At 66.1% G+C, this 26,575-nt stretch carries 17 protein-coding genes; 7 read left to right on the top strand and 10 right to left on the bottom strand.

Features of this window, described 5'->3' with window-relative positions; translation table 11 throughout:
* A partial coding sequence (locus JW876_05040) for a Nif3-like dinuclear metal center hexameric protein (GenBank protein MBN1884869.1) occupies positions 1–482 on the top strand: 482 nt, incomplete at its 5' end.
* Positions 483–559: 77 nt separating this feature from the next.
* Here JW876_05040 and JW876_05035 read toward each other — a convergent pair.
* From JW876_05035 to JW876_05005, 7 genes are all read right to left on the bottom strand, one after another.
* Positions 560–3,871 (bottom strand): PD40 domain-containing protein, encoded by a 3,312-nt coding sequence (locus JW876_05035; GenBank protein MBN1884868.1) that lies wholly within the window; start codon positions 3,869–3,871, stop codon positions 560–562.
* A gap of 155 nt (positions 3,872–4,026) precedes the next feature.
* Positions 4,027–4,569, bottom strand: coding sequence for an SLATT domain-containing protein (locus JW876_05030; protein ID MBN1884867.1), 543 nt, complete (start codon positions 4,567–4,569; stop codon positions 4,027–4,029).
* A 346-nt stretch (positions 4,570–4,915) separates the two neighbouring features.
* The gene (locus tag JW876_05025; GenBank protein ID MBN1884866.1) at positions 4,916–7,861 is read right to left on the bottom strand and encodes a hypothetical protein; all 2,946 of its coding nucleotides are present in this window, start codon (positions 7,859–7,861) and stop codon (positions 4,916–4,918) included.
* 10 nt (positions 7,862–7,871) lie between these two features.
* Entirely contained in the window at positions 7,872–8,240 is a 369-nt protein-coding gene (locus JW876_05020) for a hypothetical protein (protein ID MBN1884865.1), read from the bottom strand.
* Between the two features lie 218 nt (positions 8,241–8,458).
* On the bottom strand, positions 8,459–9,676 hold the full coding sequence (gene alr, locus JW876_05015) for an alanine racemase (GenBank protein ID MBN1884864.1): 1,218 nt from the start codon (positions 9,674–9,676) through the stop codon (positions 8,459–8,461).
* 5 nt (positions 9,677–9,681) lie between these two features.
* Positions 9,682–10,824 carry an amidohydrolase gene (locus tag JW876_05010; protein MBN1884863.1) on the bottom strand — a complete coding sequence of 381 codons (1,143 nt, stop codon included), beginning with the start codon at positions 10,822–10,824 and terminating at the stop codon, positions 9,682–9,684.
* A gap of 149 nt (positions 10,825–10,973) precedes the next feature.
* Positions 10,974–11,363 (bottom strand): hypothetical protein, encoded by a 390-nt coding sequence (locus JW876_05005; GenBank protein ID MBN1884862.1) that lies wholly within the window; start codon positions 11,361–11,363, stop codon positions 10,974–10,976.
* Positions 11,364–11,584: 221 nt separating this feature from the next.
* Here JW876_05005 and JW876_05000 point away from each other — a divergent pair, with 221 nt between their 5' ends.
* Positions 11,585–13,129 carry a GNAT family N-acetyltransferase gene (locus JW876_05000; GenBank protein MBN1884861.1) on the top strand — a complete coding sequence of 515 codons (1,545 nt, stop codon included), beginning with the start codon at positions 11,585–11,587 and terminating at the stop codon, positions 13,127–13,129.
* A gap of 52 nt (positions 13,130–13,181) precedes the next feature.
* Here JW876_05000 and JW876_04995 read toward each other — a convergent pair whose 3' ends face one another.
* The 3 genes from JW876_04995 to JW876_04985 form a co-directional block, all read right to left on the bottom strand.
* On the bottom strand, positions 13,182–13,973 hold the full coding sequence (locus tag JW876_04995; protein ID MBN1884860.1) for a hypothetical protein: 792 nt from the start codon (positions 13,971–13,973) through the stop codon (positions 13,182–13,184).
* Positions 13,974–14,046: 73 nt separating this feature from the next.
* Positions 14,047–16,443 carry a T9SS type A sorting domain-containing protein gene (locus JW876_04990; protein ID MBN1884859.1) on the bottom strand — a complete coding sequence of 799 codons (2,397 nt, stop codon included), beginning with the start codon at positions 16,441–16,443 and terminating at the stop codon, positions 14,047–14,049.
* Between the two features lie 175 nt (positions 16,444–16,618).
* Positions 16,619–18,493 carry an aldehyde ferredoxin oxidoreductase gene (locus JW876_04985; protein MBN1884858.1) on the bottom strand — a complete coding sequence of 625 codons (1,875 nt, stop codon included), beginning with the start codon at positions 18,491–18,493 and terminating at the stop codon, positions 16,619–16,621.
* 193 nt (positions 18,494–18,686) lie between these two features.
* Here JW876_04985 and JW876_04980 point away from each other — a divergent pair, with 193 nt between their 5' ends.
* Genes JW876_04980 through JW876_04960 form a run of 5 tightly spaced genes read left to right on the top strand, consistent with a single transcriptional unit; the run spans position 18,687 to position 26,386 of the window.
* Positions 18,687–19,841: an HlyD family efflux transporter periplasmic adaptor subunit gene (locus JW876_04980; protein ID MBN1884857.1), complete on the top strand. Its 1,155-nt coding sequence runs from the start codon at positions 18,687–18,689 to the stop codon at positions 19,839–19,841.
* A gap of 47 nt (positions 19,842–19,888) precedes the next feature.
* On the top strand, positions 19,889–23,062 hold the full coding sequence (locus JW876_04975) for an efflux RND transporter permease subunit (GenBank protein ID MBN1884856.1): 3,174 nt from the start codon (positions 19,889–19,891) through the stop codon (positions 23,060–23,062).
* Positions 23,059–24,354, top strand: coding sequence for a TolC family protein (locus tag JW876_04970; protein ID MBN1884855.1), 1,296 nt, complete (start codon positions 23,059–23,061; stop codon positions 24,352–24,354). Before JW876_04975 ends, JW876_04970 begins: the two co-directional genes overlap by 4 nt.
* A 20-nt stretch (positions 24,355–24,374) precedes the next feature.
* Positions 24,375–25,073, top strand: a complete 699-nt coding sequence (locus tag JW876_04965; protein MBN1884854.1) for a response regulator transcription factor — start codon at positions 24,375–24,377, stop codon at positions 25,071–25,073.
* Complete coding sequence (locus tag JW876_04960) at positions 25,070–26,386, top strand: HAMP domain-containing histidine kinase (GenBank protein MBN1884853.1); 1,317 nt, start codon at positions 25,070–25,072, stop codon at positions 26,384–26,386. Before JW876_04965 ends, JW876_04960 begins: the two co-directional genes overlap by 4 nt.
* Positions 26,387–26,575: the final 189 nt, after the last annotated feature.

The raw sequence follows: 26,575 nt of genomic DNA, 5'->3' as shown, positions 1-26,575 counted from the left end.
CCCTCTACGCAGCGCATCTCCCGCTCGACTGCCATCCCGGGATCGGCAACAACGCGCTGATCGCCGACCTGCTCGGCCTCGAGGGCCGGGCGACCTTCGGACGTTACAAGGGGATCGAGATCGGCGTTCTCGGCGCGCTCCCGCGTCCCGTGACGCCGTCGAGCCTCGCCGCGCGCGTGCGCCGGCTGACCGGCGCGCCGGTGCGCACCTTTTCCTTCGGCCCCTCCCGCATCCGCCGGCTCGGCGTCGTCTCGGGAGGCGGCTCGATGCTCCTCGAAGCGGCGTCCGCGGCCGGATGCGACGCTCTTCTCACCGGCGAACCGGCCCACAGCGCGTGGCACGTGGCGCGCGAGGCGCGGATCAACCTTCTCTGCGGCGGGCACTACGCCACCGAGACCCTCGGCGTCCGCGCGCTGGGGGATCGCATCGCCGCGTCCTTCGGCCTTCCCGTCTTTTTCATCGATGTCCCCACGGGGCTCTGAGCTGCCGCCCGCGCCAATGCGACGGCCGGCGCCCCGTTCGGGACGCCGGCCGTTTTCGTTCCCGGGATCTGTACCGGCTACTTCCGCTTCGGGTAGGGCGGATGCTCGGGCCACGGTCGCGGATCGTCCTCGATCTTCTTCATGAGGACCTCGACGGCCTTCATCAGCTGCGCGTCGTGCCCGTTCGACATCTCGACCGGGTCGAGATCGACGATGATGTCCGGGGTGACCCCCTCGTTCTCCACGACCCACGATCCGTCGGGGGAGTAGATGCGGTAGTCGGGGGCAGACAGCCCGCCGCCGTCGATCAGCGAGATCCACTGCGAGACGCCCACGAGACCGCCCCACGTACGGGTGCCGATGACGGGGCCGAGCTTCATCATCTGGAACTCCATCGGGAACATGTCGCCGCCCGAGCCGGCCTGGCGGTTGGTCAGGCAGGCGAGGTGCGCCATCGTGATCGTCGACGGGTTCGTCTGGTCGTGCGAGTAGCGCCGCGTCCAGAAGCCGAGCGGCTGCTTGGCGAGGCGGTTGAGGAAGATCGCCGGGTCGAGCCCGCCGCCGTTGAAGCGGGCGTCGACGACGAGCCCCTTCTTGCGCGTCTGGCCGTAGTAGTAGCGGGGGAACTCGCGGCAGGAGCCGAGATAGGTGTCGGGGAAGTACAGGTAGCCGATTTGGCCGTTCGACGCCTCGTCGACCACGGCGCGGTTGTGCTCGAGCCAGTCGTTGTAGCGGAAGACGTAGCCGTTGCCGGCCGGCTCGACGGTGTACTCGCGGGCCCCCTTCATCGCGGGCTTGTCGTTGACGAGGATCGTCACCTGCTTGCGGGCGAGCCCCTCGAACCAGCTGTAGAAATTGCGGTCGGTCGTGATCTCCTCGCCGTTCACGGCGAGCAGGTAGTCCCCCTCGCTCACGTCGACGCCCGGCACCGCCAGGGGCGGCACCGTCCCGCGCGTCCAGTCGGTCGCGCGGTAGATCTTCGTGATGCGGAACCGGCCGGCCTTCGCGTCGGCCTCCCAGTCGATGCCGAGGACGCCGACGCCCACGTGGTAGTCGTTCTCGCGGCGAACGTCGCCCCCGAAAACGTACGTGTGGGAGGTGGCCAGTTCGCCGATCAGCTCGCCGATGACGAACTGGACGTCCTGGCGGCAGGACGCGCTCTCGATGAGGGGCGCGTACTTCTCGCGCATCGCGTTCCAGTCGAGGCCGTGCATCGTCGGCTCGTAGTAGAAATCGCGCTCCATCCGCCAGGCCTCGTCGAAGATCTGGCGCCATTCGCGGATCGGATCGATCCGGAGCACGACGTCGTCGAGATCAAGCGCCTCGCCCTTCGTGTCCTTCGCCGTCGCGTCGGCGGTGGCGACGAAGCGGTGGCGGCCGAACATCACCTTCTTGCCGTCGGCGGAGATGCGGTAGTCGCGGACCCGCTCGGCCACCTTCACCGCCTCCTTCTTCTCGAAGTCGAAGCGGTAGAGGTCCATCGGGCCCGGATCGCGGAACTCGAAGCGGTTGAAGTCGCCCTCGTCCTTGTCGAGAAAGAAGAGGTTGCCGCCTGACGTCCTGAGCCAGCGATAGTTGCCGCGCTCGATCGGCAGGGCCTCGATGCGCGAAGCGATGCCGTCGAAATCGATTTCGACGACGACGCCACCCTCCTCCTTCTTCTCCTCCTTCTTCTCGTTCTTCTTCTCCTCCGGCTCGGCGACCGTCATGGCCGCCTCGTCGCTTTTCGGCGGGAAGAGGGAGCCGGCGCCCGGCGTGAGGGCCAGGGAGTAGATGCCGGCCATCTTCTTGTAGACCATCTCCCATTCGAAATCGCAGAGGGTGGGATCGAATCTGCGGTTGGAGACGAAGAAGAGCCGCTTCCCGTCGGTCGAGAAGGCCGGCATGAAGTCGTTGAAGAGCCCGTCGCTCACGCACGCGGTCTTCGCGGTCTCGAGCGAGTACACCCAGACCTGCGTGACGAGGTCGGCGTTCATCTTCGAGTAGGCGATCCAACGGCTGTCGGGCGACCACGCGAAGTCGTAGATCGGCTTCAGGTCGATCGCGACATCGATGTTCTCGTACTCGGCGCGGTCGACCTTCGTCAGCTTCTTCGATGCGACGTCGATGTACCACAGCGTCAGAGCCTGGTCGGTGAATGCGATGCGCTTCGAGTCGGGCGACCAGCGGAGCGTGTGGCGGTAGCCGCTCTCGAAGGAGGTGAGCTTGCGGGGCTCGCCCGTCCCCTTCGGGTCGACCACGTAGAGGTTGTACTCGCCGTCGCGGTCGGAGAAGAAGGCGATCAGGGCGCCGTCGGGCGACCAGGCGGGATCCTTGTCGTTCGCGCCGCAGTCGTTCGAGAGGTTGCGCGTGGGGCCTTCCTCCTTGGGCACGGTGAATATCTCGCCGCGCGCGGAGAGGACCACGCGGTTCCCCGAGGGCGAGATGTCGCCGCCGGAGATGTAGCCGTCGACCTTCTTGTAGTAGGGGCGCAGCTCGGGGGCGTCGGCGCGGATCTCGACCGGCACCTGCGCGGCCTGGCCCGATTCCGTGTCGAGCGTCCAGAGGGCGCCGCCCAGCTCGTAGACGATCCTCGTTCCGCCCTCGCTCGGCCGGCGGACGTCGTAGTCGGTGTGGTTCGTGTATTTCTTCACGTCGCCGGTCGCCGTGTCGTAGCCGAATATGTTGAGCGCGCCGTCGCGGTCGGAGGCGAAGAAGATCCGGTCGCCGATCCACATCGGCAGGCGGTCGGTCCCGTCGAAGGAGGTGATCCTCGTGTCCGCCATCTTCTCGAAGTCGAAGACGAAGAGGTCCTGCGCCGTCCCGCCGTAGTAGCGCTTCCACGTGCGGTCCTCGCGGGCGATGCGGTTGTAGGCGATCTTCGAGCCGTCAGGCGAGAAGCAGCCGCGGGCCGCCTCGTGCATGATCAGTTCCTCGAGCCCCGTGCCGTCGGGGTTGATCAGGTAGAGCCGTGAGAACCGGTTGAAGGACCTGCGGGCCGAGCTGAACATGATCTTGCCCGAGGTCGGGTGCCAGCCGATCACCTCGTCGCGGCCGGGATGCCAGGTGACGCGTGTGATGTCGCCGCCGTCGACGTTCATCAGGTAGACGTCGGTGTTGCCGTCGTACTCGCCGGTGAAGGCGATCCACTCGCCGTCGGGGGAGAATTTCGGGTACCGTTCCGCGCCGTCGTGGATCGTGAGGCGGGTGGCCGTTCCGCCGGAGGCGGGCACGGTCCAGATGTCCTCGCCGTAGACGAAGACGATGCGGTCGCCGTGGATGTCGGGAAAGCGCATGAGGGGGCGCTTCGCCGGCGCGGCCGCCGCGGGAAGGGCCGCCGCCGCGAGGACGGCCGCGCCGAGGACCGCCGCGAGGACGATCCGGAACGGATTCACGTGTCTGTGCGCCATGGGGCACTCCTTTCTGGTTTGTCTGCGTGTACGAGCTTCGCGGGCGCCGTGTTTCGCCGGCGGTGGGTGGCGGTGGCAGCGCGCGTGCCCGGCCCCGCGGCCGGGCCGGAGCATCATAGCAGAGCGGGCGGCCGGGCGGCAAGGGGCAGGATCCGCTATACGATCGGCGGAGAGGAGAGCACGCCGAATTCCCCGCCCGATTCGCGCTTTTTCCTCACGCTCCGCGCGACGCGCTCGTAGAGGGCCTGCGAGAGACTCGGGCTGTCCTTGTCGATCTCGTCCCACCGCATCCGGATATCGGCGAGATATCCCTCGGGCAGCACGGTCAGATCCGTGCATGTGTGGAGGACCTCCTCCAACTCGCGCCGGAGGGCCCCGTAGCGCTGGGCCGCCACCCGGTGGGTCTCGGCGCGATCGGCGTGCCCGAGAAAGGTCTGCAGGCCCGCCAACACTCCGGCGGTCACCGAAACGAGGCCGACGGCGATCCGTATGCGGACATCGGGCGAGCTCTCGATCGTCGCGAAGACCGACGCGCCCGTCACCGTCGAGAGGATGACCACTGGCACGCCGAACCGACGGTTGCTCCGGTGCAGGAAAGCGGCGGCCTTGATGTGGGCCTTGTGGCAGATGCGTATCGCCAGGTGCCAGTTCCACAGGAGCCGGCGGCACGTGTCGTCCGTATCGGGTACCGTGTACATCGCGCTGTCTCCTTCCGGGATGACGACACGCTCCGCCACGGCGCGCGTTCGGCGCCTGCGTCGGTGTCTCGCGAACAGGAGCAGTAGTTACCCGTGGATCCGTCGTGGTGCGTATCGATGCGCATCCATGCTACCACCAAGTCGCCATGAATGCAACAACAGATTGCATGTCAACATGTTATGACACTGTAGCGGCCTATTTACAGTCCGAACTCCGTCACCGCCTGCTCGAACGCGGATTCCGGTACATGGATGCGTGTCGGCGAGCATCAGATCGTCCCCGTCACGCGCGGCCCTGACGGCCAGACGACGCTGACGCCGCCGTCCGTTCGCATCTGCGGACCGGTCAGGCTGGAAGATCGAGCGATTCGAGGATCTTCGCGGGATCGGGATCCGACCGGATGAACGCGACGTCGCACCGATCGGCCGTGAGGGTCACCGCGGGCTCGATCGCTCCCCAGAAGAGCAGCTGCGCGCGGAGAGGATCCGCCTCCGACACCGGCATCGAGCCACGCATCCTTTCGTCCCACGCGGATAGCGCGGTCGCGGCTCCATCCATCCCGTCGAGGAGGTTCCAAACCTTCTTCACCGTCGTCTGAACGAACGGATGATCGTCGTTCAACCGCACCTCGACCTGCCTCGATGCGCGCAGGACGAGCATCCGCTCCGCCACCGCGGTCTCGAGTTCCCGGTGCCCGCGTTTCAGGAAATCGAAACGATAGCCGGACGGCCAGCTGATCCTGCTTAGGAACATCGTCGCCATGATAATTCTTTCGAGCCCCTTGGCACGTTGCGACCGCCTCCCCCGGAGCAGGGCACGCATCGCGTCGCCGACGTCGCGCGCGTTCCAGTGCCGGTCGAACCGCGCCATCGAGATGACGACCGACGGTGGCAGATCCTTCGCCCGCGCGCACACGCGATCGTACGGTCCGCTCCCCGGCCGTCCACGGAACCTCCTGTTCATGTCGTACAGTCCCGCGAGGACCTGTATCGGCATCTTCCCCTCGATCGCCGGATCGCGATCGTCCTCGTCCCCGAAGGTTGCGTCGACGTCGATCCCGCAGAGCGCCAGGGCCCCGAGCGCGACGTGCCGGTCGAACCCGTCGCCATCGCCGACGAGTTCGCGAAGCCGCTCGGCCGTGAATCCCCCGAGCACCCGCGCCAGCGAATCGCGCGCGAAGAGGGCGAGCGGGACGATGACGTCATCGATGCCCCGGCCGCCAGGACGCACGAGACCGTTTTCGAGACCCTTCTCGTCCTCGGCAACCCAGCGGTTCACGCAGCCCGGCTGCGCCTTCTCCATCGCGACGAGCATCCTGGCGCACGCGTCGGGAGCATCGGAGAAGAATTCCCCGAATCTCATCGCGCAGATGTAATCGACGATGTCCTCGGCGGCCTGCGGATCCGCGGAATAGGTGTTGTTGAGGAGATAGGACCATCCCTTCGCCCGTCCCCTGAATCCGAGCCTGGACAGCACCGTCGGCACGAATCCCGCGATCCGCCGCGCCTCGTCGGGAGACAGCCAGATCGCCGCCTGCATGAACTGCTGGAGCATCTGGGCCCGCTTGTTGCTCTTCTCCGCCAGTTCGACGAAATAGGACTCGTCGATCATGCGCAGCGACGCGATCTTCTCGTCGCGTGATCGACCCGTCGCGAGAACACCGTAGCGCAACCCCCCAACATATTCCTCGAATTCGCACTTTTTCTTGTCGTCGGGCTTGAGATGGACCCGTCGGCGGATCTCTTCGCAGAGATCGGGCTCGAAGTACTTCAGCAGATACAGCATGCGCCGCTGGCTTCTTCCGGACGACGCGGCGTCGATCCGATCGATCACATCCTGCGGGCCGTACCCGTCGATATAGCCGTGAATGAAGTCCTTGAACCGGTCTGCGCGCTTCCTGAAGAAGACCAGCATCCAGTACAGGATGAACAGTCCCCTCCCCCGGGCGCTCCGCCCCACCGGCAAGCCCAATTCCTTTGGAATAATCGCATTCAGGATGTCCAGGCGCCGATTCGCCGCCGCCTCGTCATCGGGAAAATCCCGCATGACCGCGTAGATGATACGGTACACGTCCGGGGCGCCGATCGAGCCGTTCTCCACGCCTTCCGCGACGGCATGCTTCACGTGGCCGATCGTGGCGTCGTCATGCAGCAGGGCGGTCACCAGTTCGGTCATCGCGGCCCATCGGGCCTGCCGGAGGATCGTCTCGACGACCGAATACACCCGGGCGGGATGACGACCCAGGTACCGGAGCAGCATGCGTTCGGTCGTTTGCAACCACTCGTTTCCGCTCTGGGAGAGGAGGAACAGGTACGCGTCGGTCGAATCCATCCGCCACGCCGTACCCTGCTCGACCGGCACGATCAGTCCCGCTCCCTCGAGGACATCGACGCCGTCCGGGGGATTCTCGCCCCCCACGCGCCGGAAGGGGATCTCCCACTGCGCGACGGATGCGATCTGCTCGATCGTCCCCAGGTGGGCGGCGTTCGGCCCGACCACCTCGCGCCTGAACGTCTCGATGACATCCTCGACGCATACGTCGCGCAGGTTCCCTTCGGCGGGATTCCACGAAGCGAGGCGCCAGCGGAGGAATCGCAGGTTGCCGCGGATCTTCTTGTGGGCGGAAGGGGCATTGAGGGCCTGTTCGTAATCCTCCTCCTCGACCGGCCGCACGGCGTCATGATCGCGATCCCCACCCGCGCCGCTCCCTCCCCGTCGGGACCGGGCGAAAAGCGTGTCGACCCGGCGGTCGATCATGCCCCTTGCGACCTCCGACTCGAATTCATCCGTATCGAGGACGGGGATCGACCTGGCCTGAGACCGGTAGACACGCGGCAGGTCGGTCGCCGAATCGTCCGCACCGAAGCGGGTGAAGCAATAGAGGACCCGCGCGCCGCGTTCCCACTCGGCATCGATCAGCCTGTCGAGATGGCCGTGCCATCCTGGCCGCGCGGCATGCCAGTTGTCCAGGATCAATAGCCAGTTCGAGGAAAAACAGGCCTCGGGAAAGAAGGTGATCTCATCCGACGAATCGTCGATGTTCGCGATGTCGAGATATCTCACCAGTTCGATGCCGGGCACCCTGCCGTTCAGGACGTCGTTCGCCACGCAGAACGCGACGGTCGTCTTGCCGCTTCTCGGCCTCCCGGCGAGCACGCAGATCCGATGCCTCGCAAGGTGATCGATGACCGTGTCGACGACCGACGGTTTCACCACCTCGTGCTCGAAGTCATCCCGGGAAGGAACGCCCTTCCCGTACATATCCTCGAAGGAGACGGAATGGTCGACCATCGAACGTACCTCACAAAACCAGTTTCAGGATCACGGCGAACAGTGCGACGATGATGACGGCGAGCCCCCGTGCAAGACGGCGATGAGACCACGAATCGAACTGCAGGGCCTTCTCGCCCCCGCTCTCCCGATCCTTCCCCCTCGATACGAGGAAATCGAGGAATCCCTGCGCGAGCCAGGCCAGCCCCGATATCAGCATCGAGGCGACGATGCACAAAATCCCGATCGTGTGCCGCCGTTCCCAGCCGGACGCGGGCCTGTCGATGACGCCGAGGACCAAACCGGTCCCCGCGGACAGGAGGATGCCGGATGCGGTGGCGTACAGAATCTGCGCCACCCGTGGCTCGAGAAAGGGAAGATTGCGGCCGACAGTATACATCCGCCGCGCCTTCATGCCGAACAACCGAAGAAATGGCCGTCCATTACTCATGATGGAACCCCCGGAATGAACGCGTTTCGGAACGGTTCACATTCGCCGCGCCTCCAGAGAAAACCGGGATCCCGTGCAGTATATATGAAGGTAACGCTTCGATAAAGGATAATCTCCTCCGGCGGCCCGGGGGAAGGAGGGGCACGATCGCATCGTGCGGGGGTTATTCAATCGACAACGATCCGCGGGATCTCCTCGGGGATGCGGGCGAGGACCTCGTAGTTGAGGAAGGGCGTGAGGTCGCTGAAGGAGCCGACGGTGATCTGCTGCTTCTTCTGCGTGCCGATGATGACCACCTCGTCGCCGACGGCCACCTGCGGAAAGTCGGTGACGTCCACGGTCATCATGTTCATGTTGACGATCCCCACCACCTGGGCGCGACGGCCGTTCACCAGCACGTAGCCGCGGTTGCTCAGCTGTCGCGCGAACCCGTGGTAGTAGCCGATCGGCACGGCGGCGATCTTCTGGTCGCGGCCGGTCATGTAGGTGTTGCCGTAGCCGACGAACTCGCCCCGCCGGACCGGCTTTATGTTCATGATGCGGCTCTTCCACGTCATCACGCGGCGCAGGGGATTCGTTTGCTTCTTCGCGGGGGCGCAGTTTTTCTCGCCCTGCATCATGAAGTGCATATGCGTTTCCTTGTTCGGCCAGAAACCGTACTGCGCGATGCCGAAACGCACCATGTCCATGATCGTCTCGGGATAGCGCAGGGCCGCGGCCGAACATGCGGAATGGCGCATCCGGAACTTCAGCCCGCGGCGGACGAGGTCGGCCGTGATCTCGTCGAACCGCCGGATCTGCTCCTGGACGCGCACGAAGTTGCTGATGCACTCGGCGCCCGCGTAGTGGGTGAAGACGCCGTCGACGACGAAAAGATCCGGATTGGCTTCGAGGATGTCGATCGCCGCGTCGAGGTCGGCGCCTTCGAGGCCGGTGCGATGCATCCCCGTTTCCACCTCGAGATGGACGCGGGCCGGCTTGCCGATCTTCCTGGCCTCGCCGAGCGTCTTGCGGAGCCAGTCGACGTTGAAGATGCTGAAGGAGACGCCCTTCTCGATCGCCCAGCCGATCGCGTCGCGGACGATGTCGCCCATGATCATGATGTGACTGTCCCCGGTGAGGCTGCGACTGGCGATGAGGGCCTCGTAGGCGCTGTAGACCGAGAAGTGCCGCACGCCGCAACGCTCGGCGAGGGGGACGAACGTGGCGATATTGTGACCGTATGCGTTCCCCTTGATCACCGAGGAGAAGACGGGCCCGGGACCGATCACCTCGCGGAGAAAACGGATATTACGTCGCAGGGCGGATTCGCTGAGCTCGATGTGCGCCGTGTGGAAGAGGTCCTGCCGGCGGCTGAATGTCCTTGTTCGTTCCCGTTCGTCGATAGGTATCACCCCGCCGTGATCGATTGGACGATTTCGCCGAAGATCGAGATTCCTGCTCGCAGGATCTCGTCGGGAAAATCGTACGTGGGATGGTGGAGCGCCGGGTGGTCGCGACCCGCGCCGAGGCCGAAGAGGGCGCCGGGGATCCGCCTCGTGACATTCCCGAAGTCCTCCGACCAGGGGAAGGGCGCCGGCGCCTCGATCGTCTCGAGGCCGAGTTCACCGGCCGCCCGAACGACGAGACGGACCGCCCCGGGATCGTTCTCCGTCGATGGAAAGACCTCGTCCCAGCGGATCTCCACCTCGAGGCCGTGGCTCCGTGCGATACCGATGGCGAGCTTTTCGCAACGCGCGGAGAGCTCGTCCATGACCGCCTGATCGTGGGCGCGAAGGGTGGCCATCACCGTCCCCTCGCCGGGGGAGGTGCCGAAGGCGATCTCGCCGACGCGCGCGTGGATGACGGTGACCTTCGCCGCCCTGTCGAGCGCCGTTCCAAATTGCGGCAGGGCGCTGAATGCGTTGATCAGCTCGGCGACGGCGAGGGCGGGGCTCCGGCCGTGCTGCGGCTCGGCGGCGTGGGCCGTCCTGCCGTGCAGATCGACGATGAGGCCGCTCGATGCCGCGGCGAAGACGCCGTTTCGCCAGACGACCGCCCGTCGCCGGTAGCCGGGGAGGTTGTGGAGGGCGAATGCCATGTCGGGGGCGAGCGACGCGAAGGCGCCGTCGGCGAGGACAAGGTCCGCTCCCGTGCCGGTCTCCTCTCCCGGCTGGAAGAGGAGGATGATCGCGCCGCGCGCGGGAGGCGACGCGCGAAGGAGCGGCGCGAGCCCCGAGACGATCGCCATGTGCCCATCGTGCCCGCACTTGTGGGAAACGCCGGGCGTGTCCGAGGCGTGCGGGATGTCGAGCGTCTCGGGGATCGGGAGGGCGTCGAGCTCGCAGCGGATGAGAACGCGCGGCCCCGGGGCCCCTCCCTCCCAGACGGCGGCGAGCCCATGGCCGCCGATGCCGTCGACGATGCGGTCCGGCGCGTAACCCTCGATCCACTCGCGGACGATCGCCGCGGTCCGCTTCTCGGCCCCCGAGGGTTCGGCGGCGCGGTGGAGCCTGTGGCGGAGATCGATGAGCGCCCTGTCGATGCGAGGCATGTCGTCCCCTCTGTCGCGGTGTCGTGCGGATACGTCCTCGGCGTCAAGGCATCGTAGCGCAGGCCGGCGCGGGAATCAACCACGTTCCCGGCGAGACCCGCCCGCGTGCCGCCCGATTCTTCGCCGAGGACCGTGTCGCGCCGTCCCGGTCAGATGTTCCGGAGACGGGCGGCAAACCACGGCGAGAGGAAGGTCGCGATGAGAACGAAGGACCAGACGCGCCCGCGCAGCACGTTGTAGTCGGCGAAAAGGCGCGACCACGGGTGGCCGAAGAGGTAGTGCCCGGCGAGGAATTCGAAGGCGACGGTGAAGGCGAGCCAGGCGAACCCGACGAAAAGCGCCCGCCGGGCTCTTCCCGGCGCGATCCAGCGTATCGTGAGGAGCGAGACGAGGAAGATCAGCCCGCAGAGGGTGATCGTGCTGACGACGTGCCCCGCGTGCTCACCAGCCAGGGGCGTGATCAACGCGTTCCGCGCGATCCCGTTCAGGACCGCCACGACGGACAAAAGAAGCCAGACGAGCAGCATCCTCCCGATCACCGGTTCTCCTTCCTGCAGTCGCGTTCCCCTCGTTTCCGCCATTCTCACGCGCCCGACACCGGCCTGTCAACGCGCATGTCCGCCGGAACCGGTGATCGGCCGTTCCCCGAAACACGGTCACGTGCGTGTCGACCGTCTTCCCCGTTGCCACGGTGCTGCCCGCCGTGAGACAATCCCCACGGCGCCGGGTGGGCCGGCGCCGTGACGAGGAGAGTCTCCCGGTGCCGAAAAAGGACCTCGAATCGATCCGCAAGGAGATCAGGGTCCGCCGCCTGACGGTGGACGACTACGACGAGATCGCCGCCCTGCAGAAGAAGTGCTTTCCCGGGATGCAGACCTGGCGCCGCGACGACATCCGCAGCCACGTGGAGCAGTTCCCCCAGGGACAACTCTGCGTCGAATACGAAGGAAAGATCATCGGCTCGTCGAGCAGCCTCATTATCGAGTTCGACGAGTTCAGCGTCGAGCACAGCTTCAGCGACGTCACCGGCGGCGGAGGGATCGCCACGCACGATCCCGAGGGAGACACCCTCTACGGGATCGAGGTGATGGTCGACCCCGACTTTCGCGGCATGAAAATCGGCCGCCGCATCTACGACGAACGCAAGGAGATCGCCCGGCAGCTCAACCTCAAGCGGATCGTCGTCGGCGGGCGCGTGCCCAACTATCACAAGTACCACGAGAACCACACGATCCAGGAGTACGTGGAGCAGGTGATGGCGAAGAATCTCTACGATCCGGTCCTCACCTTCCAGATCTCGAACGGGTTCGTCCTCAAGCGGATCCTCCCCGACTATCTCGAGCATGACGACGAGTCCCGCGGCTACGCGCTGCTCCTCGAATGGGTGAATCTCAACTATACTCCGAACCCCGCCACGCGCGCGCGCACCACCTTCCCCGTACGGATCTGCTCGGTGCAGTACCGGATGCGGAAGATCCACACCTTCGACGACTTCCGCAACCAGTGCGAATACTTCGTCGACGTCGCCTCGGGCTACAAGAGCGACTTCGTCGTCTTCCCCGAGATCCTCACCCTGCAGCTTCTCTCCTTCCTGCCGCAGGAGCGCCCGGGAAAATCGGTGCGAAAGCTGGCCGACTTCACCGACGACTACATCGACGCCTTCCAGGAAATGGCCATCCGCTATGCGATAAACATCATCGGCGGCTCGCACTACACCCTCGAGGACGACCGGATCTACAACGTCTCCTACCTCTTCCGCCGCGACGGGAGCATCGACCGCCAGTACAAGATACACATCACGCCGAACGAGCGGCACTGGTGGGGGGTGCAGGCGGGCGACCGCATCCGCGTCTTCGATACCGACCGCGGCCGCATCGCGATCATGGTCTGCTACGACGTGGAATTCCCCGAGCTGGGACGGATCGCGGTCGAGGAGGGAGCGCGTATCATCTTCGTGCCTTTCGCCACCGACACCCGGCAGAGCTACCTGCGGGTACGCTACTGCGCGCAGGCGCGGGCCGTCGAGAACCAGGTATTCGTCGTCACCTCGGGGTGCATCGGCAACCTGCCGTCGGTGGAGAACATGGACATCAATTACGCCCGCTCGGGCATCTTCACTCCGCTCGATTTCCCCTTCGCCCGCGACGGGATCGCCGGCGACTGCCAGCCGAACGTCGAAACGGTGGTGATCGCCGACGTCGACCTCGAGGTGCTGCGCCGCGCCCGCCATGCAGGCACGGTGGTCAACTGGAAGGACCGCCGCCTCGACCTCTACGAGACGCGGCTGAAGAATCAACCGGAGTGAGCGCGGACGATGCGTCGCCGCGGATCGCATCGGCGAAGCGATCCGCGACCGATCACTCGGAGAGGAAATCCGGCTTCGTGATGCCCGGGAGGTGATCCCTGTACTGCTTGTGACTCGCCTCGATCCGGAAACCGCGCCGCGTGGCCTCCGCCCGCTCCTCCTCCGGCATCCCTCCGAGCCAGGCGTCCAGCATCGCCCGCAGCCGGGGATGCCCCTCCTCCTCGAAAACGAACCGGAAGGACTCGAGCTCGCCGATCGGCACGCGCAACTCTTCGCCGCCGAAGAATTGGCCGCACGTGAAGGAGTCGGGGATCGCCAGGAGAACGGGGACGTGATCGAGCAGTTCGTAGCGGTCCCGAAGCTCGTAGGTGTACGTGCAGGTCGTGCTGACGCCGGCTTTGTCGATCGTCGTGGCGCGGCTCGCGCGGGGATCGCGTCTCTCGCAGTCGTGCGTGACGTCGCGCATGAACCAGACCCGCGTATCGTCGACCCACATGATCGCCGAAGGGGCGACATACTCCCGCGGCCTGTCCCGCAGGCCGAGCCACTCGACCACCTGCCCGCGCGAGAGTTCCTTCCCCGACGCGAGGCTCAGCCTCGTGTAGACGGGAACGGGTTCCCCGCCCGGCTCTCCCCGACGGTCGTTGACCAGAAGAAACCCGTTCGTGCAGGAGAGGTCGCCCTTCGCGTACCGGGTCGCGACGTGGACCAGGCCGAACAGGGTCCGTCCCGAAGTGTCCCGGATCTCGCAGAAGGCGAGAGAGGCCATGCCGTCATCGTCCGATGCCGCCGCCCGGGCCGGCGGCAGAACGAGAACGAGCGCCAGTATCGCGGCGATCCTCATGACGGTCTTTCTTCGCCCCCATCGTGCCACGCCGACGGCCAGAGCGCGATCCCTCCCGCCGTCCCGCCGGCGCTTACCTGAGCAGCACCATCTTCTTCGTGCCCCTGAAGCCGTTTGCGTCGAGCCTGTAGAAGTAGATCCCGCTCGCCGCCTCGCCGCCGGCATCGTTCAGGCCATCCCACCGGTCCCGGTGGAGGCCGGCCTCGCGCACCTCGTCGACGAGCGTGCGGATCCGCCGCCCGTCCACCGTGTAGATCGCGAGCCGCACCCGTCCCTTCTTCCTGATCGTGAACTCGATCGTGGTGACGGGATTGAAGGGGTTCGGGAAACACTGCGCGAGGCGGCTTTTGAGCGGCGGCGCATCCTCCCCGGTGACGTCCGCCTTGACCGCGTGCCCCATCCACGACAAAACGTCCCGCATGATGCCGTTGCGCGTCAGCATGCCGTCGATCTCCACGTCGACGATCTGCGGGAGGCTGAATCCGAGCCACATCGTCCGCATCTCGTATCCGTGCCCGTTGAGATCCGTACTCCACACGCCGGCGCAATGCTCGCCGGCCCCGAGATCGGGGTATTCGAGCGCCGGCTGGCCGATGACGCCGTCGGGATCGATGACATCGAACCAGTTGCGGGGTTGGAAGGACGGCTGGATGTGGAAGGTGCCGACGTCGACGATGCCGCCCGGCGTCGCAGCGAGCATCGGCGCCTGCACGCCGCCGGACAGCTCGTAGTAGCTGCTGTCCACGAGCGTGACGCCGCAGGCCTGGAGCAGCGCCTCCCCGTCCGGGGAATACGAGACGTCGGTCGCCGCCCCCGCCCCCATGACGAACAGCCCCGCGCCGGTCTCGCGGCCCTCGAGCCAGTCGAGGAGCAGGGCGCAGTCGTTGTCCGCCTCGATTCCCGGCACCCCGTCCGAAACGGTCTGGCGCAGGAGATTCCCCGAGTCCCACACGATCGTCCGGTAGGCCGCCGCCAGGTGCGCGAGGCGCGCGCGGCTCGACAGGCCGTTCGAGCATCTGTCGAGGGGCGCGAGCACGTCGTAGCGGTCGGGAAGATCCCCGGGGGCCAGGACGGCCTCGAAGGTCGCGTCCATGCACATCTGCTCGAAATCGTAGACGCCGTCGCAGTCGTCGACGTAGAGGATGTCGCTCGCGAGGGTGGGCAGGCAGGTCCACTCGAAGTATCCTTCGCCCTCGTCGCAGTTTGGAGGAAAGACGACGTGCCCGCCGAGCGTGTCGTAGGCCTCGAAGTAGTACTCGATGACGTAGCCCCGCGTGAAGAGCGAATCGTTGAGATCGAACATGTACCGGTCGGGGGCGGCCGGTCCCGAGCCGGCACGGGCCGAGTCCCCTTGGATGGCGGTCCACGTGCCGTCGGTGGAGTAGTAGCTGCCGTACGTCCCCTCGAGCTCGAGGCCGTAGAGGGGCGGTTTCGTGCCCGGCCCGGCGTACGTGCACTTCACGTTCATGAAGATCGCCGGGCGGCCGTCGAGCGTGGTCTCGAGGGCGCCTGCGTCGACCGCGACGCACTCGACGACGATCGAGTCCCCGGGCACGACAAGGTTGTTCTCCGGAGGCGCGATGGTTCCGGCCATGTCGGCGCGGACGTAGCTTTCCATGTCACTCGCAGAGGGGAAATTGTCCTGATACCTTTCCCACGGCGGCACGTTCACCGCGATCGGCTCGAACTCGCTGCGATAGAATGAACCGTTGTCCTCCAAGGTCTTCTTCTTCAGAGGATGCGGATACGGATCGTTCGGCGTGTACCATACATGCACGCTATAGGTGCCGATCACGTGATCGCCGGGGAAACTGACCTCTTTCGAGAAGTGACCGCTGTTGACGCTTGCCCATCTCGTGTACGGGGATCCGACCGGGGGAGTAACGGTGATGGTGACGGGCGGTCCCGGAATATCGGTGACGAGGGCGCCGCACCCCATGTCGATCACGAGCCCGCTTACGGTGAAGGTCTCGTCCTCGGTGGTCTTGTTGCTCAAAGAGTGACACATGAATTCGAAATCGCAGGGCGGTCTGCTCAGGTAGAAATTCTTCTCGCAAATCGAATAGTCGCATGAAAACCCGCTGCCGTTATCGACGTAGATGCCGATTTGCATGCGAAGCGTATCCAGACCGCGATCCACATGGAACGTCACCTCTTCCGAGAATTGGTCGAACCCGCTGCCCGAGCACTCCCATATATCCGGGGCGGCCACCAGCGAATCGTTGCAGTGCCACTTGAACATGACTCTCGCGTCGTCCGTCGAGTAGACATCCCACCTCACGGAGAGCGTCAGATTGCCGTAATAGTCTGTATCGTAGACACATACGTTCTCGAATCCGCAATCGGCGTTGCACCGGTCTCCGCTTTCCGTCCCTCCTTCCGCCCAACCGATCTGGATGCCCGCACGAACGACGACGGACGACACGCTCACCAGCAACGCCGCGGTCGCGCACGGAAACAAGACACGCATCGCCCGTTTTGCGGCTCGCGACAGACGTTTTACACGGAATCGCTCCATGCCTCGACCTCCGGTTCGATTTTGGTGGGATGGTTCCCCGTGCCGCACATTGTACAGGAGAATATCAGAACATTCAATTGAAATGCGGCGCATCGGGGAATCCGCCTGCTCTCGATCGCCGCGTCCGTCAGAACTCCCTGAGCGACTCCTGGATCCCCTTGTGCATCTCGTACCAGAAGTCCAGGCCGGCCTCCTGCTTGTTTTTCTCGAAGCGATCGAGCCAGTGGCCGAGCTCGGGGGCGGTCTCCCCGTCCACGTCGCGCTTGCGGCGCAGGAAGGAGTAAACGAAGTCGAGGCTGCGCTCGCTCTCCCAGTAGACGCCGGCGTTGCGGCTGTTGATGCGGCTCGCCGTCATCGCCACGTTCCCGAGGAACGCATCCTTCATTTCGAAGAGCCGCTCGACGATCTCGGGGAGCATCTCCTCGGCCCAGCCGCGATGGAAGCGGCAGATCCCGAGGTTGTCCATGACGAGCTCCGTGCGGAAACGTTCCGCGCAGATCCGTCCGAGGACGCGGGGCGGGGCGAAGTCGGCGCCGTAGTACATGTAATACTTTCCCATGATCGCCATCGGCGAGAGGGCCCCGGGGGTCCAGTACTGGTTGGGGACCATCCAGCCCCGCCGGCCGAAGGCCGTGTAGACGAACCGGTCGAGCACCCCCTGCCCCTTCACGCGCGAGAGGCGCCGCCCGAACTTGCGCGCCCCCTCGGAGAGGTCGAGGATGCCCCGCTTCCCGATGATGCCGTCCAGCAGGGCGACGCCGATCTCCGCGTTGCGCATCGAATCGGCGACGACGTCGAACCCGTCGGGCGAGAAGACCGGCGCCGCGGGAATCCCGAGCTCTTCGGGGGTGAAAAGCCCGTCGGCGCAGCACTCCATGAGCCATGAGACGACGCCGCCGGCCGAGATGGCGTCGAAGCCGTAGCTGTCGGCCCGGTGGTTGAGCATCTCGGCGGCGCGCTGGTCGAAGACGCCGGCCAGCGGCCCCATCGTCTGGTAGGGCTCGTAGTCCTTCTTGTAGATCCCGTGCATCTTCTTGCAGACCGCCGCGCAGGGCTCGCCGCAGGTCTTCTGCTCTTTCGGCTCGATCGTCTCCTGGTTGAACTGCGCGAGGTAGTGACCGAGGACAAGCCGCTCGTGGAGATCGACCCGCTCCTGTTCGCCCATGAACACGCTGCGGTAGTTGAAGGCGAGCATCCGCCCGCCGATCGTGGCGAAGTTCACCCCGAAGGTGCCCCCCGTTTTGAAGGACGGATCGAAGCGGTACTTCGTCGTCGACTCGAAATCCTTCGCGGCGAGCTTCTTCTCGTAGGCGTCGACGAACCACCTGTCGGCGACGGCGCGATCGCGGAAATCCTCCTCGATGTGGGTGCCCCCGTAGCAGACGGCCGCGATCCCGTGCCGTCGGTAGAGCTTCGTGCCGAGCCCGCCGCGCCCCGCCCAGGTGTCGACGTGGGTGAGCTCGCCCTTCACGATCGGCGCCGAGCAGATCGCGCCGAAGTCGGTGGCCGCGGCGGCCGGGCCGACGGCGAGGATGCGCGGATCGTTCTCGTAGCGATCGCCGAAGCGCTCGAAGACGTGGTCCATCATCGCGTAGACGCCCCCGCGTCCCCCTCCCCACACCGACGGGGCGTCGACCGGGTCGAACGTCACCTCGACCTCCTCGCCGTGCGAGCGGTTGAGCACGAGGACCGAGGGGCTGCAGGCCGTGCCGACGATCGCGAGGAGATCGATCCCGAGGTTGTGGAAGACGAGCCCCGCCCCGCCCATCGAGGAGACGAAGAACCCGCCCCAGCAGGGGGAGAACCCCGAGAAGACGAGACGGTTGGAGCCGGGGATGATCGAGCCGGCCAGGAGCCCCGTGCCGATGTTGAGGCTGTCGAGCCGGCCGGCGAGGTGCAGGCCGAGATCGACCGGGCCGAAGAAGTCCCCGAGCGGGTAGCGGTCGACCCGGTAGAATGACGACGACGCGTCGACGAGCAGCACTTTCAGGTGATGAGCCACGGAGAGACTATAGCAGGACCGGCGCGTCGGGGCAACGACTGGCCGGCGCGTCCCGCGGGAACCTTCCGGGCCTGTTACACATTCTTACAATTCCGGCGGGACGCCCCCGGCGGCAGGGGTGTATATTGACCCAGACGGGCCGCCGCGCGCGGCGGCCCGAACGACACACGGACACGACACGGGAGAAGAGAGCATGAGCAGACGCAACGCCGCCCTGGTCGCGGCACTGATCATCGTCGTGGGGATCGTCCTCGCCACCGTGCTGAAGAGCCAGCGTCAGCCGCCGCAACGGCGCGAGCGCCCGGCGACGGCGATGCGGATCGAGGCGCTCGCCGTCGATCCCGGCGAGGTCCGCACGACCCTGCTTCTGACGGGCCCGCTTCGCGCCCTCGACCGGGTCGACGTCTACGCCGAGGTCTCCGGCCTCCTCGTCGAGACGCCGATGCGTTTCCTGCCCGGCACGTATTTCAGGAAGGGCGAGACGCTCATCCGGATCGACGACGCCGTCTACCGCAACAACGTGCTCGCGCAGAAGAGCAGCCTCCTCAATACGCTCACATTGCTTTTGCCCGACCTCTCCATCGACTTCCCCGAAAGCGAGCCCCGCTGGCGCGACTACCTCGCCGGGTTCGTCCTCGATCGGCCCCTCGCCCCCCTCCCCGAGCCGGGAAGCGAGACCGAGCGCTACTACATCGCCTCGCGGAACATCTACACGCAGTTCTATACCGTGAAGAGCATGGAGGCCACGCTCGACAAGTACACGATCAACGCCCCCTACGACGGGATCGTGACGGATGCGGCGATCAACCCCGGCACCCTCGTCCGGCAGGGGCAGATGCTCGGCTCCTTCGTCTCCACGGCCGTCTACGAGATGGAGGCATTCGCCGACATCGACGAGGTGAGGCTTCTCGAGACGGGGATGCCCGTGGTTCTCACCACGCGGGACCTTCCCGGCGAGTTCGCAGGCTCGATCAGCCGCATCAACGAATCGATCGACGCCTCCACGCAGCTCATCGGGGTCTACGTCACGACCACCGACGGGCGACTCCGCGACGGCCTCTACATGACCGCCCGGATCGAGAGCATGCCGATCGCCGGGGCCGTCCGCATCCCGCGGAGCGCCCTCGTGGACGACCACACCGTCTGGGTCGCCCGCGACTCGGTCCTCTCGCGCGAGACGGTGGAGGTGGCGCTCCTGGAGGACAAGCACGCGATCGTGCGGGGCCTTGACGGCGACCTGCTCGTCGTCGACTCGCCTCCCGAGGAGATCGAGGAAGGCATGCGGATCCCCGCCCCGGCGCCGGCGCGGCAGCCCGCCGCGAAGGTGCGCGGATCGGGAGGACACTGACCCGGCGCCGGTGACGGACGCGTAACGATCTGAGAAAGCGAGCGAGCGTGAGAAACCTGATCCGACCCTTCATCAAGTACCCGCTCCTGGGGAACGTCATCATCGTCGCCCTCATCCTCTTCGGCTGGGTGGGATTCTCGAGCCTCAACACCACCTTCTTCCCGCCGCAGCCGAGCCGGACGATCATGGTCACCGCCTCCTACCCCGGGGCCTCCCCCGAGGAGATCGAGGAGGGGATCGTCACCAAGATCGAGGACAACCTGAAGGGCGTCACCGGCATCGAGCGGATCACGTCGGTGTCGAGCGAGAACGCCTGTTCGATCTCCATCCAGGTGCTGGCGAACTACGATGCCGCCTTCGTCCTCGACGACGTCAAGGACGCGGTCAACCAGATCTCATCCTTCCCCGTGGGGATGGAGCGGATCTCGGTCTATCGCCGCGAGCCGCGCACCTTCGCCATCGACATCATGGTCACCGGCGACGTCGACCTCAAGACCCTCAAGTGGCACGCCCGGCAGATCGAGCGCGACCTGCTCTCGGTGGACGGGATCTCCAAGGTCGATCTCTCCGGCTTTCCCGACGAGGAGATCGAGATCGCCATCCGGGAAAACGACCTGCGCGCCTACGGGATGACCTTCGCCGAGATCGTCTCGGCCGTCCAGGCGGCCAACATCCGCTCGACCGGCGGCACGATCAAGGGCGAGGAGGAGGAACTCCTCATCCGCGCCAACCTCAAGGGCTACTATGCCGAGGAGCTGGCCAACCACGTCCTCCGCTCGAGCCCGGACGGCGCCGTCGTGCGGCTCGGGGACGTGGCGACGCTCAGCGACCGCTGGTCGGAGGATCCGAACCGGATCTACTACAACGGCAAGCGGGCGGTCCGCGTCTCGGTGGACAACACGAACGAGGAGGACCTCTTCTTCATCGCGAAGAACGTCAAGGCCCACGCAGAGGAATACAACGCCGCGCACGACGACGTCGAGCTCGTCGTCTTCCGGGACGGCTCGGAGATCATCGGCGAGCGCGTCGACATCCTCGTCACCAACGGCCTGCTCGGCATCCTGCTCGTCGTGCTCCTGCTCGGGCTGTCCCTCAACCCGCAGATCTCCTTCTGGGTGGCGATCGGCATCCCGATCTCCTTCGCGGGGATGTTGATGCTCGCCCCCTTCTACGGCCTCACGATCAACGTGATGTCGCTTTTGGCGATGATCCTCATCCTCGGGATCCTCGTCGACGACGGGATCGTGATCGCCGAGAGCATCTACCAGCATCACGAACAGGGCGCCCGGCCGATCCAGGCGGCCATCGAGGGGACGATCGAGGTCCTCCCGTCGGTCATCGCCTCGGTCTTGACGACGGTGGTGATCTTCATCACCTTCTTCTTCCTGCAGGGGGGCATGGGGGACCATTCCCGCGACCTCGCCTTCGTCGTCATCGTCGTGCTCCTCGTCTCGCTGATCGAGGCCACCTTCGTCCTTCCGGCCCACATCGCCCACTCGCGGGCCCTGTGCAAGCGGAACAAGAACCGCCTGGAGAAGCGGAGCGAGGCGGTCCTCGGCTGGCTGCGCGACCGCGTCTACGCGCCCATCCTCCATTTCTCCGTGAGGCGGCCGCTCATCCCGATCGCCACGGTGATCGCCATCTTCATCGTCACGATCGGCGCGTTGCAGGGCGGCATCCTCCGCACCACATTCTTCCCCTACATCGAGGGACGCGCCGTCTCGATCACGCTGACCCTCCCGGCCGGCACGCCCGCGTCGATCACCGACAGCCTCACCGCCTTCATCGAGAGCAAGGTCTACGAGGTCGACGGACAGTACCGCCGGCAATACGACGGGAAGGAGCTCGTCACCAGCGTCTACCGCCGCGTCGGCAGGGGAACGAACAACGGACAGATCTACGCCCTGCTCATCAGCAGCGAGAAGCGCGAGTGGTCCAACCTCGAGGCGGCCGTCGCCTTCTCCAGGGCCGTCGGCCCGATCCCCGAGGCGGAGGAGCTCTCCTTCGCGGGCAGCCGCCGCTGGGGGATGCCGGTGACCGTCGCCCTCAAGAGCAACAACTTCGAGCAGCTCCGCGGGGCCACCGAGATGCTCAAGGCCGAGCTCGAGAAGATGGACGGGCTCAAGGACATCAGCGACGACGATCCCCCCGGCCTCCGGGAGGTGAACGTCACGCTGCGCGAGAAGGCATACGCCCTCGGGCTGACGACCATGGACGTTGTCAACCAGGTGCGCATGGGGTTCTTCGGCGGGCAGGCCCAGCGGATCCTCCGCGGGATCGACGAGGTGAAGATCTGGGTACGCTACGACCTCGAGGACCGCTCCACCCTCGCCAAGCTCGAGGACATGCGGATCCGCACGGCCGACGGCGGCGCCTTCCCCCTCGGCGAGATCGCCGACCTCGCGATCAGCCGCGGCGTGATGGCGGTCAACCACATCGACGGCCAGCGGGTGATCAACGTCGTCGCCGACCTCACCAGCGAGAAGGCCTCGGTGCCCGACATCCTCGCCGACATCGGGGCGAACATCATGCCCGGGGTGCGCGAACGCTTCCCCGAGGTGCGCTTCTCCTTCGAGGGGGAGAGCTACGAGAACCAGAAGACGATGGACGCGATGAAGCGTGTCGTGCCCGCGATCCTCATCCTGATGTTCCTCATCATCGCCGTGACCTTCCGCTCGTTCGGACAGGCGATCATCGTCTTCCTGCTGATCCCCTTCAGCCTCGTCGGGGTGCTCTGGGGGCATTACATCCAGGGGTACATCACGAGCATCCTATCGCTTTTCGGCGCCATCGCGCTGATGGGGATCGTGGTGAACGACTCCCTCGTCCTCGTGAGCGCCTTCAACAACCGTCTCAAGCGGGGGATGGCCTTCCGCGAGGCCCTCTACGACGCGGGACTCTCCCGTTTCCGGCCGGTCCTGCTGACATCGCTGACGACGATCGGGGGACTCGGGCCCCTCGTCTTCGAGCGGAGCCGCCAGGCGCAGTTCCTCTCGCCGATGGCGATCTCGATCGCATACGGGCTCCTCTTCGGGACGATCCTGACCCTGATCATGCTTCCCTCGATGCTCGTTCTGCTCAACCGGGCGAAGTTGTACCTCTACCGGGCGATTCTGCGCAAAAAGCTGAGCGCAGAGGAGATCGAGCCCGCCGTGCGCGAGGAGGAGTTCGTGCGGCGCGAGAACGAACCCGATTCCTCCGACGAAGGATGCAACCGATGAAACGACTGACGATCGCAGGAACCCTGCTGGTGCTGGCCGCCGCCTCCGCCGCGGCCGAGACGCTGACCTTCGAGGAGGCGGTGGCGCTCGCCATCGCGCGCAACCCGCTCATCGCCGTGGCGCGGAACAGCGCCGAGATCGCGGACAACAGCGCGCATATCGGGGGAGCGGGCCTTCTGCCGAGGATCGATCTCACCGGCTCGTCGAACTACATCGACACCGACCCGGCCGCGGGGCCGGAGTCGCGGATGACGATGAACAGCGCCGACGTGACGGCCTCCTGGACCCTCTTCGACGGTTTCGGCAACGTCTACCGCTACCGGCGCCTCGCCTCCGCCGGACGGCAGGGGGAGCTCGACGCGCGCGACCAGATCGAACGGATTCTCGTCCAGGTCGCCGGCGCCTACTACGGCGCCGCCGCCGCGCGGGAGAACCTCCGGATCGCCGAGCAACTCCTCGGGATCTCGAGCGAGCGCGTGGAGCGCGCCCGCAAGCGCGCCGACTACGGCCAGGGTGGCACGATCGACGTTCTCGCCGCCGAGGTCGACTTCAACAGCGATACCGTCACGGTCGTCCAGGCCGCCTACGCCTGGGACGAGGCGAAACGGCGCCTCAACGTCCTCCTCGACCGCGACGTCCACGCCGACGTCGAGATCGACACCGCCGTCGAGTTCGCCGAACCGGCCGACTACGAGACGCTGCGCGCCGAGGCGACGGAACGCAACGCCGCCTACCTCTCGAGCATCGAATCCCTCGATCAGGCGAGACACGGCAAGGCGATCGCGCGAGCCGCCTGGCTGCCGCGGCTCGACCTCTCCGCCTCGTACGGTTACGATCGCACGGCGCCGGACTACGATGTGACGCTCGACGAGAACGACCGGAGCTGGAACGTGCGCGCCGCGGTGAGTCTCAACCTCTTCGACGGCTTCCAGAAGCGCGTGGACTCGAAGAACGCCTCGCTCCTCGTCCGCACGGGCGAACTTCTCGAGAAGCAGGCGCGCCTCGAGCTCGAGGAGGCCCTCGCGGGCGCGTACGAGTCGTACCGGAACAGCCGGACGGTGCTCGCCCTCGAGAAACGCAACCTCGAGTCGGCCCGTGTGAACTTCTCGCAGACGAGCAAGCTCTACGACCTTGGCCAGGTGACCTCCACGCAGTTCCGCGAGGCCCAGCTCAACCTCATACGCGCCGAAACGAACGTCTCGACGGCTCGCTACGACGCGCGGCTCGGCGAGATCGAGCTCGACCGCATCGCCGGCCGGCTCGTCACCACGGCCAAAGCGGCCTCGAACTGACGGGGGAAAAGCGGTACGCGATGGATGCGACGATCCTCATCATCGACGACGACGCGAAGCTGAACGAACGCCTCGGGCGGTACCTCGACGCGTTCGGCCTCGCCGTCGTCTCGGCGACGCGGCCGACAGAGGGGCTGCGCCTGCTCGAGACAGAACGACCCGACCTCGTCATCCTCGACGTGATGATGCCGGAAATGGACGGCTTCGAGGCCCTTCGCGAGATGCGCGGCCGGGGCGACGTCCCCGTCATCATGCTCACCGCGCGCGGGGACGTCGACGACCGGATCGCCGGCCTCGAGCTCGGCGCCGACGACTACCTTCCCAAGCCCTTCGATCCCCGCGAGCTCGTCGCCCGCATCCAGACCGTCCTGCGGCGCCACCGGGCCGTCCCCGGCGAGGGCACCGGCGGCGTGCGGCGGTTCGGCGACCTCGCCGTCGACACGGACCGCGGCTCGGTCGAGCTCGCCGGCGAACCGGTCGCCCTCACCGACCTCGAGTTCGGCATCCTCGCCGCGCTCGTCAGCCGCGCCGGCGAGGCCGTCGGCCGCGACACGCTGGCTGGCGAGATCAGGGGGATCGAGCGGAGCGCCGTCGACCGATCCCTCGACGTCGCCGTCTCCCGGCTGCGCCAGAAGCTCGGCGACGACCCGAAGCGGCCGCGGTTCATCAAGACGGCATGGGGCACCGGCTACTCGTTCATCGGGGAGGAGTCGCCGTGATCCGCCACCCGCTCGACTGGATCCGCCGCTCCCTCAACGCCAAGATCCTCATCATCATCCTGGCGAGCTACATCCTCGTCTCCTGGGCAACGGTCGAGACGCACATGCGCATCCTCCATCCCCACCGGCACGGGCGGAAGACCGACAACATCGTCAACCTCTGCAACTACGTCATCGACGACATCGGCTCGCCCCCCGACACGCTCCGCGCTGCGACGATCGCCGACCGGCTCGGATTCGGAATCCGCATCGTCACCGGCGGCTACACGTGGGAGAGCGCGGCCGGCATCCCGCGGCTCGTCGACGATGAGCTCGAGCAGCACGGCCTGCCGAACGTCCGGGTCGGCTTCGACCGCGGCCTGCAGGTGGCCGTTCTCCGCGAGGGCGTCCGCTACGAGTTCCTCCTGCAGCGCCGGGAGGAGAGCATCCCGTACATCGGCGAGCTCCTGCTCGCCTTCCAGCTCCTCTACACGACGCTCATGCTGGTCGTCATCTACCTGGGGTTGCGCTGGCAGCAGCGTCCCCTCGCCGTGCTGCACGACGCCGTCACCCGGGTGGCCGCCGGGGAGCTCGATTTCGAGATCGACTCGCGCCGCCATGACGAGCTCGGCTTGATGGTCCGCTCCTTCAACGGGATGCGCCAGGCGATCGCCGGGATGATCGAGAGCCGCGACCAGCTCCTGCTCGACGTGAGCCACGAGTTCCGCTCGCCGCTCACCAGGATGCGCGTGTCGCTCGAGATGATGGAGGAGAGCGGGGAACGGAACAACCTCATCGCCGACATCGGCGAACTCGAGGCGATGGTCACCGAGATCCTCGAGAGCGCCCGCCTCCAGAGCGCCCACGGCGCGCTCGATCTGCGCGAGACGGATCTCCGCGATCTGCTCGAAAACGTCGTCGCCGGGTACGCGGAGCGGGCACCCGGCATAAGGCTCGACCTGCCCGACGCCGCGGCGGTCGTTACCGCCGACGCGGCGCGCGTGCGGATGGTTCTCGCCAACATCGTCGCCAACGCGATCAAGTACTCACCCGCGGAGAACCGGCCTGTCGAGGTGGGTCTCGCCGATACCCCAAACGGCTGGACCGTCACCGTCCGCGACCACGGCTGCGGGATCCCCGAGAAGGAGCTCTCCTTCGTTTTCGAGCCGTTCTACCGGGTGGACAAGTCGCGCACGAAGGGCACGGGGGGCTACGGGCTCGGCCTGCACCTCGCCCGCCGGATCATGGAGGCCCACGGCGGCTCGATCGAGATGGAGAGCCGCGAGGGCGAGGGAACGACGGTGACGCTGCGGTTCGACCGACAGGCGGACTGAGCCCGGAGGGTGGATAACTCCGGTTGTACGCCTATCCCCGTTGTTCTGCCGGTTTGTGACCTACACGGTCATGGCACATTGGATATCTTCCTGAATACCGATCGATTACGTGCAGGGGGCTCGCCCTCAGGGACTAGCTCTTTTTTCATTCCTGTGGGCGATTTTCCGGTGAATGCTTTGTGCGTATAT

This window comes from Candidatus Krumholzibacteriota bacterium, from assembly GCA_016931295.1.
Taxonomy (GTDB): Bacteria; Krumholzibacteriota; Krumholzibacteriia; order Krumholzibacteriales; family Krumholzibacteriaceae; genus JAFGEZ01.
Note: the sequence above shows the minus strand (reverse complement) of the source record. Positions and strands in the feature narration are given on the sequence as shown.

Excerpts from the sequence above, each read along its gene's own strand:
- JW876_05035 (MBN1884868.1), bottom strand. The coding sequence starts at position 3,871 with ATGGCGCACAGACACGTGAATCCGTTCCGGATCGTCCTCGCGGCGGTC.
- JW876_05030 (MBN1884867.1), bottom strand. The coding sequence starts at position 4,569 with ATGTACACGGTACCCGATACGGACGACACGTGCCGCCGGCTCCTGTGG.
- JW876_05025 (MBN1884866.1), bottom strand. The coding sequence starts at position 7,861 with ATGGTCGACCATTCCGTCTCCTTCGAGGATATGTACGGGAAGGGCGTT.
- JW876_05020 (MBN1884865.1), bottom strand. The coding sequence starts at position 8,240 with ATGTATACTGTCGGCCGCAATCTTCCCTTTCTCGAGCCACGGGTGGCG.
- JW876_05010 (MBN1884863.1), bottom strand. The coding sequence starts at position 10,824 with ATGCCTCGCATCGACAGGGCGCTCATCGATCTCCGCCACAGGCTCCAC.
- JW876_04995 (MBN1884860.1), bottom strand. The coding sequence starts at position 13,973 with ATGAGGATCGCCGCGATACTGGCGCTCGTTCTCGTTCTGCCGCCGGCC.
- JW876_04990 (MBN1884859.1), bottom strand. The coding sequence starts at position 16,443 with ATGCGTGTCTTGTTTCCGTGCGCGACCGCGGCGTTGCTGGTGAGCGTG.
- JW876_04980 (MBN1884857.1), top strand. The coding sequence starts at position 18,687 with ATGAGCAGACGCAACGCCGCCCTGGTCGCGGCACTGATCATCGTCGTG.
- JW876_04970 (MBN1884855.1), top strand. The coding sequence starts at position 23,059 with ATGAAACGACTGACGATCGCAGGAACCCTGCTGGTGCTGGCCGCCGCC.
- JW876_04965 (MBN1884854.1), top strand. The coding sequence starts at position 24,375 with ATGGATGCGACGATCCTCATCATCGACGACGACGCGAAGCTGAACGAA.